At 43.0% G+C, this 11,992-nt stretch carries 12 protein-coding genes and 1 tRNA gene; 10 read left to right on the forward strand and 3 right to left on the reverse strand.

Translation table 11 applies throughout. The features are described from left to right. Positions 1–31 precede the first annotated feature (31 nt). From F461_RS0115275 to F461_RS0115285, 3 genes are all read left to right on the forward strand, one after another. Positions 32–691 carry an LOG family protein gene (locus F461_RS0115275; protein WP_020002028.1) on the forward strand — a complete coding sequence of 220 codons (660 nt, stop codon included), beginning with the start codon at positions 32–34 and terminating at the stop codon, positions 689–691. Between the two features lie 8 nt (positions 692–699). After that, positions 700–1,248, forward strand: coding sequence for a tRNA adenosine(34) deaminase TadA (tadA, locus tag F461_RS0115280; RefSeq protein ID WP_020002029.1), 549 nt, complete (start codon positions 700–702; stop codon positions 1,246–1,248). 75 nt (positions 1,249–1,323) lie between these two features. Continuing rightward, positions 1,324–1,418 (forward strand) — tRNA-Ser (locus F461_RS0115285). Between the two features lie 347 nt (positions 1,419–1,765). On the opposite strand, the gene F461_RS0115290 is transcribed toward F461_RS0115285, so the two are convergent. Further along, entirely contained in the window at positions 1,766–1,951 is a 186-nt protein-coding gene (locus F461_RS0115290) for a hypothetical protein (RefSeq protein ID WP_020002030.1), read from the reverse strand. 445 nt (positions 1,952–2,396) lie between these two features. On the opposite strand from F461_RS0115290, the gene F461_RS0115295 reads away from it, so the two are divergent. Together F461_RS0115295 and F461_RS0115300 are read left to right on the forward strand one after the other, a co-directional pair. Further along, on the forward strand, positions 2,397–3,671 hold the full coding sequence (locus tag F461_RS0115295; RefSeq protein WP_020002031.1) for an HD-GYP domain-containing protein: 1,275 nt from the start codon (positions 2,397–2,399) through the stop codon (positions 3,669–3,671). Positions 3,672–3,980: 309 nt separating this feature from the next. Further along, positions 3,981–4,184 carry a hypothetical protein gene (locus tag F461_RS0115300; protein ID WP_020002032.1) on the forward strand — a complete coding sequence of 68 codons (204 nt, stop codon included), beginning with the start codon at positions 3,981–3,983 and terminating at the stop codon, positions 4,182–4,184. A gap of 437 nt (positions 4,185–4,621) precedes the next feature. Here the strand turns inward: F461_RS0115300 and F461_RS0115305 are convergent, their stop codons facing one another. Continuing rightward, positions 4,622–5,194, reverse strand: a complete 573-nt coding sequence (locus tag F461_RS0115305; protein WP_020002033.1) for a DNA-3-methyladenine glycosylase I — start codon at positions 5,192–5,194, stop codon at positions 4,622–4,624. A 182-nt stretch (positions 5,195–5,376) separates the two neighbouring features. Further along, positions 5,377–5,829, reverse strand: coding sequence for a hypothetical protein (locus tag F461_RS0115310; RefSeq protein ID WP_020002034.1), 453 nt, complete (start codon positions 5,827–5,829; stop codon positions 5,377–5,379). Between the two features lie 514 nt (positions 5,830–6,343). Here F461_RS0115310 and F461_RS0115315 point away from each other — a divergent pair. The 5 genes from F461_RS0115315 (at position 6,344) to F461_RS0115335 (ending at position 11,959) form a co-directional block, all read left to right on the forward strand. Further along, entirely contained in the window at positions 6,344–8,593 is a 2,250-nt protein-coding gene (locus F461_RS0115315; protein WP_020002035.1) for a methyl-accepting chemotaxis protein, read from the forward strand. Between the two features lie 303 nt (positions 8,594–8,896). Continuing rightward, positions 8,897–9,835, forward strand: a complete 939-nt coding sequence (locus F461_RS18145; RefSeq protein WP_020002036.1) for a radical SAM protein — start codon at positions 8,897–8,899, stop codon at positions 9,833–9,835. After that, entirely contained in the window at positions 9,817–10,692 is an 876-nt protein-coding gene (locus F461_RS0115325; RefSeq protein WP_020002037.1) for a substrate-binding domain-containing protein, read from the forward strand. Before F461_RS18145 ends, F461_RS0115325 begins: the two co-directional genes overlap by 19 nt. Beyond that, positions 10,685–11,443, forward strand: coding sequence for a 4Fe-4S binding protein (locus F461_RS0115330; protein ID WP_020002038.1), 759 nt, complete (start codon positions 10,685–10,687; stop codon positions 11,441–11,443). The genes F461_RS0115325 and F461_RS0115330 overlap by 8 nt, the downstream gene beginning before the upstream one ends. A gap of 138 nt (positions 11,444–11,581) precedes the next feature. Beyond that, entirely contained in the window at positions 11,582–11,959 is a 378-nt protein-coding gene (locus tag F461_RS0115335) for a PH domain-containing protein (RefSeq protein ID WP_020002039.1), read from the forward strand. The last annotated feature ends 33 nt before the right edge of the window (positions 11,960–11,992 follow it).

An 11,992-nucleotide genomic window follows, 5' to 3' on the forward strand; every position in this document is an offset into this window, starting at 1 on the left:
AGACATTCCCCAGACCTACTACGGAGCTACAATGAGCACAGCAAAACAATATGTAATTGATTCTCTATCTACGCAAGAGTCATGGCGACTTTTTCGCATCATGTCTGAGATTGTGGACGGAATCGAAAACTTAAACGACATACCAGCCAGCGTGTCTATCTTCGGATCTGCACGTACCCCGTCAGATCACCCTATGTATCAGGAAGCCGAAGAAATTGCACGACTCCTTTGCGAAGCGGGTTTCGGTGTCATCACCGGCGGCGGGCCCGGCATTATGGAAGCAGGTAACAAAGGCGCGCAAGAAGCGGGCGGCACTTCCGTCGGTTTATGCATCCACCTGCCAATGGAGCAGGGTTCCAATCCATTTATAGATGTTAAGTGTAATTTCAAGTACTTTTTTGTCCGCAAACTCATGTTTATTAAATATGCCATGGCATACGTTGTAATGCCGGGCGGATTCGGTACTCTGGATGAACTTTCAGAAGCCTTTGTCCTGCGCCAGACAAACAAAATCAAGCCGTTCCCTATTATTCTGTACAAGAGCACATTTTGGAATGGTCTGTTAGACTGGACGCGCGAACAGATGGTCTCCGCAGGATATATTGGCGAGGATGAACTGGACGCCATGGTCGTGTTGGATACCCCTGAAGAGGTCGTTCAGTACATCATGAGTCATTCACCGAACCTATAAGGGAAAATATGACGACCAGACGTGAACTTGAGCATTGTTACAACGCCCTGACCGCCCTGCCCGAAGGCTGGAACAGTTGGGACGATTTAATGCGTATAGCGATGGAGGAAGCACGCAAAGCCGAAGCCATTGAGGAAGTACCTGTTGGAGCACTGCTGGTCGCGCCGGACGGAACCATTGTTGCCAAGGCATACAATCGAACCATCACCAACAATGATCCCACAGCGCACGCGGAAATTCTGGCCCTACGGAAGGCAGGCGAACAATTACAGAATTACCGCACAGAAGATTTAGTACTGGTGGTAACACTTGAGCCCTGCCTCATGTGCAGCGGAGCAATGGTTCATGCGCGCATCAGAGGCGTAGTATACGGCGCACCGGATCATAAAACTGGCGCGATAGATTCTCAGCTGAACAGCTTTGAACTACCATTGCACAACCACGCTATCTGGCACACTTCCGGAGTTCTGCTGGAAGAATGCAGCAGCATGCTTTCTACCTTCTTCAAAAAACGCAGAAATCAAATAAAAGCCGCCAAGGCAGGCCAAAAAGTATAAAGAATATCGCAATATTCGTATTTCTACGGGCAACAACTTGCAATGCTGTATAAAATTGCATAAACAATCCCCAACGGAGAGGTAGCGAAGTCCGGCCGTAACGCACACGACTCGAAATCGTGCTTAGGCTTAACAGTCTAACGAGGGTTCGAATCCCTCCCTCTCCGCCATATAACACCATGAATAAAGGGCTTTATCCGATTGGATGAAGCCCTTGTTTTTTGTACGCCGTTTACGATGTGTGAATTTTGTGCGATTTTTTGAAAAATGTACTTTTTATTTGAAAGCTTTTTTTCTTATGGATCGTCAAAGTCATTTACGATGTCTCTATCCGTTCCAGTTTGTGCAGATATGTTTAGTTCATGCCGAAGCTGCCTAACCCAAAAATCCCCCTATCATAAGGTAGGGGGATTTTCTTTTAATTCTATGGCTATTAATTAACCCGTCATTCCATTCCGGCGAAGAGGATGGAATAACGTAGAGATTCATTACATAACCCACTTGAGATGTTGCCTGACTAGACTGTCATTCTCCGCTCTACCGTGTTGGCGAGTTGAATGAGCTTGTCTGCAATACCAGCCAACGCAAGACTATTTTCTTTTGTCGAAGTGTCTCTACGGATCTTTTGCAGCATTGCAGCTGCGTTACGCAACTCATCCATACTTGGAAGCATTCCGGTTGGAGTAGTTTTTGTCTGTTTCATAAAGCCCCCCTTATTCATTAGACAACGAATCTTTCCAATAAGATAATCGTACGTTGTATTATATCCCTTAGAGCTAACGCTATTTCTTTACAAACATCCACGTTTAACTCGAAGGAAAAAACTTCACGACTAATTCCGTCTAAAAACTATCAACATTCAAGCATTATTACAAATAAAGAATAGTACACTCAAAATAAAAGTTCCCACTAGACAGAAAGTTTATCATTACGCGAAAGATTGAAGCCTGCTTCTATGGCACAGAGTTAAGCCCCCCCTGCTCGGACGGAAAACAGGAATGACTCAAGACGTTGCACATTTGATTTGAAATTCAACCGGAAGGGATTTTTACTAAATAAAAGCTCCCGACCGTGTAAGGTTTTAAGCTGGAGATCAACGGTCGTCACTCTTCCACGAACCGAACTTGGAAAGATCAAAGGATACCCCCATGGATAGAATGTCGCTTAGAGAGCTAGCGGTTCCAATTATCAAGGCTATCGATAGCTTTAACTATTTGCTGAAATCGCATCATAGGCGAACTGCCGTAGCAGCGTACCATATCGCTAACAAAATGGGATTAGGCAATGAGGACATGTTCGAACTTGTTGTTGCGGCCGGGATTCATGACATCGGGGCATTATCTATTCAGGAACGAGATATGCTTGTACAAGTGGATGTAGCCAACCCTGCGCCGCATTGCACCATGGGGCACCGCATGTTGGCGTCCTTCTACCCCTTTAAAAATATAGCACAAATTATTAAACACCATCATATAAGCTATCAAGATTCGCTGCATTTGAACGCTGGAGAAGTGCTGTTCCAAAGTCATATAATCCATCTTGCAGATAGAGTGGATGTGCTTATCAACCCAGATAGTTTTATTCTTAACCAAAAAAAGCAAGTAGTTGAAACAATCAATGCAAAGACGGGAATGACCTTTCATCCCAAAGTTGTCGAAGCTTTTAATGAAGTTTCCAAAGCAGATATTTTTTGGATTGAAATCAACAATCTGGATATTGACCAACTGTTTCGCAGGCTTGACGTTTCCGTAGATTTTGAGCTGACGATAGACAACATTATTGATTTTGCCTTGACCCTATCCAGAATAATTGATTTCAGAAGTCGCTTTACCGCCTCGCACTCTTACACTGTTGCGCATTTATCCAGCCTATTTGGAGAGTATTTTGGATTCTCCGAAGAAAAATGTAAAAAACTGTTAGTTAGTGGCTATCTGCATGATATTGGGAAGATAGGAATTGATCCCGGCTTAATAGAAAAAAAAGAGCCACTTTCTAATGAAGAGTATAACCTTATCAAATTGCATGCATATTACACTGGACAAATTCTCAAAGAGCTTAGCCTGTCTCCTTGGTTTGGTGAAATTGTGGAATGGGCGGAAAAGCATCATGAGAAGATTGATGGAATGGGGTATCCATATGCGTTGAAAGAACTCGACATTGATAATGGCTCAAAGATAATCGCTTTTTCAGATGTTATCTCCGCTTTATTGGAAGAGCGTCCTTATCGAAAGGCTATGCCTATTGATGTGGCATTTAATATAATCCGGGAAAAAATAGCCCCATCAATTTCTTGCTCTATGTTTCAAGTAATCGAGCAGCATAAAAAAGAAATAAATAATCTAGTTAAGCAATGCCACAATCATACTTTTGAAGAATATCGGCTAGATAATGAGCTTGGTACAAACTTGTGGGCTCCTAGCTAAGCCTATGAGTAATGGCTGACTTTCCCCTGCTTTTTTTGAGTATCACAATAAACAACAATACCTTATGGTATAACTTGAACTCTGCGTCGTTGTTGTGACTCCACAAACGCTTCGTTTTCCATTGTGAGATATTTTCTGCAATTTATGTACGCTACATATTCGCATCCCCCTCCACACTTAGTGTTTCTACATTGAGCGCCCTTAGTTTATCCGTCTATTTATATAGAAGGATTTCTTTTTATCTCCCTTACTGGTAACTTTTAGTAATCTACCCATTAATTGCATTTAAACCAGTTAGGAGAAGTCATTATGCCAAGTACCGATTCTGAATCCATTCGACTCTGCATGAAAAATCTTAGTCTGGAATTTAAGCTAGCTTACTATCTGACTCTTTCAGAAGCTAAAGCAGGTACTCCAGCCAGCAACACTGACCCTGATTATATCAGTCTTGCGTTTGAGAAAAATTATGAAAAGATTAAGGAACTTATAAAAAGAGATCGTAAAACAGATTAACAGGTTACTAAAGACAGCCGAACAAACTTCGTCCTCAGAAACACCACACTTTCTGAGGACGTTCGCGATCCTTCGTACCAAAGGGCTGCGGTGAATTGTACATTCTGGCCTGTAGTCAATTGCTATAACACCCTAACTACAAATGTTAAGTTACGTTAAGTTTCTCTAAAAACTTGACGAAATAAGTAAAGACTTATTAAAGACTGCAAGCCCTAATTGGTAGGGTTTATACCCAGAATGAGGGAGAAGGAATTAAGAGACTTTTTCTACGCCGAAAAACTCTTGTTTCCCCTCCCTATTACTCATACTCCACGACCATTTCACGACCTACATAGTATTGTGAAGAGAAACACTGCCCGCCAAGCTACTCCAGAGCAACACAGTACTTACCGCCCCCTTTTGTGCCCATCGCTTTATGCCTGTAAAAAATTATGCTCTCAATCTTGCGAGCCTGTTACTTCAGAATATCTAAAGCACGAGATGACGTGGTCATTTACCATCCCTACGGCTTGCATATATGCATAGCAAATGGTTGGGCCAACAAATTTAAATCCTTTTTTCTTCAAACTCTTACTCATTGCGTCCGACTCGGGTGAACTGGCAGGAATGTCGGATAGTGTTTCCCACTTATTGATGATCGGCTTGCCACCCACAAAAGACCAAATATAATGATCAAAGCTCCCGTATTTTTTTTGAATCTCTAGAAAGCATTTTGCATTTACGACCGTTGCGTTAATTTTGAGCTTATGCCGGACAATTCCCGAATTTGTTAGTAATTGTTCTATTTTTGTATCTGAATATTGTACAATTTTCTCAGCATTAAAATTATCAAATGCTTCCCGATAGGCTTCCCGCTTTTTAAGAATCGTTGTCCAACTTAAACCGGCCTGTGCTCCTTCGAGGATTAGCATTTCAAAAAGAAGGCGGTCGTCATGAACAGGAACGCCCCATTCCTCGTCATGATACTTCATGTCTAACGAACCTATATTCGCCCATTCACATCGATTCATAATATGTGCTCCCTTAATATGACCCCATGCTCCACAATACGTTCCTGCTACCCATTACAAAACAAATAAAATTTGTACATAGCCGATTCTACAACATAGAGAAATGCACAAAAAACTCCCCCAAACCTATCGAAGGATCGGGGGAGTTTTTTTATTCTGCCAAACTAGCAAACAACTTTTTTCTATGCTGACTCACACGCATCAAGAATTTCTTCTATTCTTTCAGCGACTAAAGCTATTACCTCTTCAGGATCAACTTCATACTCATCAGATTCTGCTTCTACAGCAGCCTTAAGAATCGCCTTTGCTACTTCCTCAGGTTTTTTCCCGGCCTCCAATGCTTCGCTTTTTGCTCTATCTTTGGCCAGTTCAACTGCATCTTCCCTTTCAACCTCAATTTCTTCCTCAATAATCGTCTCTTCATAAGCTTGGATTATAAAAGATAAAACAGTTTCAGCAACCCGGCTGGTAGTTACGAGCCAATCATCTATCTTAACTGCATAGGATACATTATTTTCTTCAGGTAAAATGCTGATTGAATGTTCCTCAAACGAACCTTCAAGCGCTCGCCCTGAACGCATAAAACAGTCCATTCTCTCAATCCATTCATTATGACTAGGAGCATAATCAAACATTGCTTTATCCTTTGTAATTAGTTGATGAATGCTCGCCTTCGCTAAGGACGAGAACCACCTACCATGTATAAAAAAGCATAACAACAACGAATAAATAGTTCGACATTTAAACTACAAATAGTTGTATTGAGATAGCTGAGTCAAAAGCAAACAGTGTTTACTATATTTTTAACAGTTTTTTTCAATTCAATATTAATTATCTAGCCACCTTCTCCGATAGTTCTTTATAGAGAGACTAATAACAATGTATCTAAGCTGAGAAGAGTCTCAGCTTAGTCCATACAACAGACAGGAAACATAAGCTTACCCTAACATTATCCTCGGGTACTGTGTAACACATATTCTCCCTTCGCTTTTGATACAGTTTACGTATTTTTTAATTATAAAACCGTATTCCATTACCTGCTTAATCCTAATGGGATAAAAATCTCATGCAACAAAGTGAAATTTTTTTGCACTTCAGATTCCACAACTAGGGGCCTGTATTTAACCATTAAGGAAAGGGGGTACGTAGATGTCTTTTAAATCCATTAAGACAAAAATTGTTATCATGTCAGCATGCTGTATTATAGTGACAGCCGTTGCATTAATCTTTTTGCAAATCAGAGAGCAAAATAAAACACAACACTTCGTAACAGATGAAGTAGATAAACTGATTAAAGATTCAACAACGCAAGGCTTGGCAGGCATAGCAAAAGCTGAGGCCGGAATAATTCGGGTTGAGCTAGAAAGAAATATTGATACTGCACGTACAATTGCCAGTGCTTTTAAGACAATTAGATCGAATAATGAATATTCTGCCACTATAAGGGAGATGTTCAATGGCATACTTCTCACTGTTTTAAAAGATAACGAAGATTTTTTGGGCGCCTATAGTGCATGGGAACCTAATGCCATAGATGGAAATGATGATTTTTATCGCAATAAAACCGATCAGGGATACGACGCAAGTGGCCGGTTTGTTTCCTACTGGAACAGAGACATCAATGGAAAGATAGCACGGCAGGCTCTTGTGGGATACGAAGATGCAAGCCTCCACCCGAATGGCGTTCGAAAAGGTGGCTGGTACCTTTCACCAAAAGAAACAGGGCGAGAAAATATTCTTGATCCATTTCCGTATATTGTTCAAGGCAAACAGGAATGGCTTACGACCATGTCCGTACCGGTTAAGCTTCAAGGACAATTTCTTGGGGTCGCCGGAACAGACTTACGGCTTAAATTTGTTCAAAAACTAAGCGAAAAAGTTTCTGCCGATATTTATGACGGCAAGAGCACTGTTAAAGTTATCAGTAATCTCGGAATAATCGTTGCGGACAGTTCCAATTCTAACAATGTCGGCAAGCCTCTTGACCGGGTAAGCCCCAAAGATTCCAATAAAATCAAGCAGAACGTAAAAGATGGAAAGCCATATATTAATCTAGGCGAACAAGATGGTACCGTTCAGGTTATGGCACCAATAACACTCGCTAAAACAGGAACCCCATGGGCTGTATTGATCGAAGTTGACAGAGCTATTGTTTTTGCCAAGGCCATACAGCTAGAAAACGTCATGGCTGAAAACTCCAACACGAGTTCTTTTGTTGCAATGCTAACAGGAGCTGGTGTTACGGTTCTAGCCTGCATCATACTTTGGTTATTAATCAGTAACATTGTGGCTCCTATAAAAAAATCAGTTGCTTATGCTGAATGTGTTGCCGATGGCGACTTCGATCAAGACTTGGATATTGATCAGGTTGATGAAATCGGTGTCTTAGCAGATGCGTTAAAAAAGATGGTCGAAAATCTTAAAAAGATGATTCAAGAGGCTGAAGAGAAAAGCCAACAAGCTGCGGAAGAAGCCGCTCGAGCAAACATTGCTGTTGAAGAAGCTAATAAGGCTAAAGAACAAGCCTCACGTGCTGAAAGGGAAGGTAAAATCCAAGCAGCGCAAGAGCTTGAAGATATCGTTAATATTGTAACCTCGGCTTCCGAAGAGTTGGCTGCCCAAATCGAACAGTCCCGCCGAGGAGCAGACGATCAGTCAATGCAAGTAACGGAAACCGCAACGGCTATGGAAGAAATGAATCTTACAGTGCTTGAAGTTGCGAAAAATGCCTCAAACTCTTCTGAAACGGCAAGCATGGCTAAAGATAAGGCTCAAGCAGGTTCAGAGATTGTGTCTGAAGTTCTGCGCAGCATGGAAGAGCTTCAGTCCGTCGCATTACAACTTAAAGACAATGTCACAGTACTTGGCTCAAATGCAGAAGGAATCGGGCAGGTGATGGATGTCATATCTGACATTGCTGACCAAACAAACCTTCTCGCACTGAATGCTGCTATTGAAGCAGCTAGAGCCGGTGAAGCCGGCAGAGGGTTTGCTGTTGTAGCTGACGAAGTACGAAAACTGGCTGAAAAAACCATGACTGCGACAATGGAAGTTGGAAAAGCTATCACTGACATTCAGCAAGGCACAAAGATAAATATTGAAAATGTCGACCGAGCCGTTGAAAAAATAAATGATACTACAAAACTCTCCGGAGAATCCGGTGCAGCCCTTGATTCAATAGTTAGTTTTGTCGATGAAACTTCAAATCAGGTTCAAAACATTGCAACTGCAGCAGAACAGCAATCTGCAGCAAGTGAAGAGATTAATCAGTCACTTACCAAAGTTTCAGAGATTTCGAATGAAACCGCCACAGCAATGGGTGAATCAGCCACAGCTATTGAAGAAGTTGCAAGACAAACACAGGTTCTACAGAAACTTATTAACCATATGAAAGCATAGTAATTTTATCATAAACCCAAAAGCAACCGCGGCAGACTGTTACCCAAATGACACCTGCCCGTAAAGAAAAGGCTGGAACGATGAGTAGTTAACCCTATGAACGTTTCAGCCTTTTTGCATGAGACAACGATCATGCCTGCAACGGACCCTACCGCGCAAATTTTAGTGAGTATTCGGGCTTCATATCTATAGTTTAAATCTATAACAAAGCCACCTTTATATTGATAAAGCCTATTTCTCCGCGCGTTATAATTGTGATAATTGTCGGTGCACTTTGTTTTGTTCTCTTAACAGGATGCACTTATGAACACCTCTTCTTTGTCTTCAGCATGTTCCTTCAGCGGAGTTGCTTTGGATAGCTGCGGCACACAGCACGCGCCACACTGCACAGCTCCTCCGGCGCAAAAAGCTGGATCTGCCCAACTCCCTTTTCACCCATGTTTTAATGAAAAAGCACATGGGCGGATCGCCCGCATCCATGTACCAATTGCTCCACGCTGTAACTTGGCCTGTGGATACTGCGAACGTGTAATTTCACCTTCTCCAGATCTGACCGGCCCGGGGTCTGCGTCTGAAGTGCTCTCCCCTGAACAAGGCATTGAAAGAACAATGAAGTTCCTCCAGCAATACGGAGACAAATCTATTGTCGGCATTGCAGGCCCGGGAGACCCGCTGGCGAATCCGGAAACAATGACATTTCTGGAACAAATGCAAGAAGAAGCTCCCCACATTGCAACCTGCCTGTGCACCAACGGGTTAGCACTGCCTCAATACGCAGAAAAACTTATCGAACTGAGAATCAACACGCTAACCGTCACTGTTAACGGCGTTACGCCTTCTGTTATTGCACAAATGCAGCCTCGTGTTCTTGATTCCGGCACTTGGCTCACCGGGGAAGAAGCCGGTCATCTACTTATTTCACGCCAGATGGAAGGGTTACGAAAAGTTGCCGGTCATATGACACTCAAAATCAACATGGTTATCGCTCCTGAAATTAATATGAGCGAGGTAGAAGCTGTCATGCAGCTCGCCGTAGACTCCAAGGTGCAGGTATTTAACCCTATGCCTCTGATTCCACGACATGCTCTGCGATTTACACGCAAGCCAACCCACGATGAGATAAAACACATTTACTCACTCTGCCCCCCTTCGCTTTCACTCTTCACAAAATGCAAACAATGCCGCGCTGATGCGGCAGGAATTCACGGTAAGGAGCACTCCAAATGTCCGACGATCGTTTAGTAGTAAATCGCCGAAAATTTTTAACCGCTGGCGGCACAGCTCTGGCTGCGACTATGGTACCTCGCATCGCAGATGCCGCCGCAACGGTTGCAACCACCTCTCCTTACGAGGGACAGTCTCTTCAAGTATGGTCATGTGGTGGACTGGCAGAAGCCTTTATGCCTGCAAATGCCATGTATGAACAGCAAAGCAAAGCAAGTATCAGCTACACAGGCGCCTTTGCAGGTGCACTTGGTAAATCGCTTCTTGGCAGCGCACAGACAGAAGTATTTGCACCGCGCGTTCTCGGTCTTGCAAAAAAGCTCAAAGCACAAGGCAAAATGCTTGCTTTTCAGCCACTGTGCTTCACTAAGTATGTGCTCATCACACCAAAAGGAAACCCTGCAGGAATTGAATCGATTCAGGATTTGAAGCGGGATGGCATTAAAACGCTCTGCTCGCCGGAATCATCTCCTCCGGGCGGTAAAGCTGCCATGGGCGTTCTCAAAAAAAGCGGTGTACTACAAGAGGCAAAAGAAAAATCCATCTACATGGGTTCCTGTGTACAGCATGATGTTGCCGATATTGCAGCAGGAAAGGCCGATGCGGCAGTTGTGGAACTTCGCATTACTCGTCTTCCACGTTATAAAGATAAATTCGACATCATTGAAATTCCGGAAAAGTACTTCCCTGCACCTCCTATCCCATTCAGCATTGGGGTTATGAAGTGGGCGAAAGATCGAGATTTTGCACATAATTTTGTATCGTTCATCACATCTGAGGCCGGGCAAGCACACTTTGCGGCTGCCGGATTCATCCCTGCTCTTTCTGAAGAAGGCGAAAGACTGGCCGCAAAATATGGAGTAGTCGATGCCTAATTCCAGCTCATCAACACTCAGTCGTTTATGGCCTCGAAGAGTAATACAGGCTGTATCATTCTTCATGCTGGCAGAATTTTCATACTACGGCATTTTTAGATGCCCCTTTGCAGTGCCGTACGTAAGCTGTGCAAACTGTCCTGTTGTGCAATGTCCGGGGAAAAAACTCTGGTATATTGTTCTTGGGGGCATTGCAGTCTCAGCGCTATTTTTTGGTAGAGCTTTTTGCGGGTACGCCTGTCCTGTGGGAACGATTTCCGATCTCTTCAGTTCCGTTGCGCTTATGAAACGGAAAATTTCTCCAGCTATCAAGACCGTTCTCCAAAAGGGAAAATATATTGTTGCTATCGGTGCCGCATACCTTTTCTTTGCTATGCAAAACCCACGCTGGGCTGTCCCGATTCGCACCGGTGAATTCATAAATTCCACCATGCTTACGTTTGAACATGCAAGCTGGCTCTGGCTTTCCAGAACGATAATAGTCGCTGGAGCCATCGCGCTCGGTCTTGTTATCCCTTACTTCTTTTGCCGGTTCATATGCCCGACAGGTGGAGTGCTTGAATTATTCAGCCGCTTCTCATTTTTCAAGTATACCATGACATCATCATGTTTTGATTGCGGAAAATGTGACAAAGCCTGCAAGCAGGATACACGTCCCGCGCAAGCAAACTGTACAAACTGCGGAGCCTGCAAAGACACCTGCCCCGTAGATGCAATTTCAATAACGCATCCGTTCGATAAAAAAGATTAACCCCTGCTTCTAAAAAACTTCAAAGGCTTTTGCGATTCTTCGCAAAAGCCTTTTTTAATAAACAACTATCTATTTCCATTAGATTTGATTTTGATTATAGAAACTCCCAGCTTATATTACAGACTATCAGGAGAACACATGGGATTTTTTGACGCTATATTAGGCAATGCATCAGAAGTTAATGCAGACCAATTGCAAGAGGAATTATCTCCGATTATGTTCGAAGGTGAAATGATCGAGCGCGCATTTAAAGTAATTCGGGACATGTATGTATTTACAAGTGCCCGCCTTATTTTAATTGATAAGCAAGGGGTAACCGGTAAGAAAATTGACTACCTTACCATCCCCTACAAAGCCATCAGCACCTTTTCCGTTGAAACAGCGGGACATTTTGATATGGATTCAGAGCTAACACTTTGGGTTTCCGGACGACATGAGCCGATCAAAAAAGAGCTTAAAAAAGGCAGCGACGTTGTCGGCATTCAAAAGCTTCTTGCAACTAAGCTATTAGCCTAAAAGATAGAAAAACCCCGTTGTTAGCGGGGTTTT

It is taken from the genome of Halodesulfovibrio aestuarii DSM 17919 = ATCC 29578 (genome assembly GCF_000384815.1).
Classification (GTDB): Bacteria; Desulfobacterota; Desulfovibrionia; order Desulfovibrionales; family Desulfovibrionaceae; genus Halodesulfovibrio; species Halodesulfovibrio aestuarii.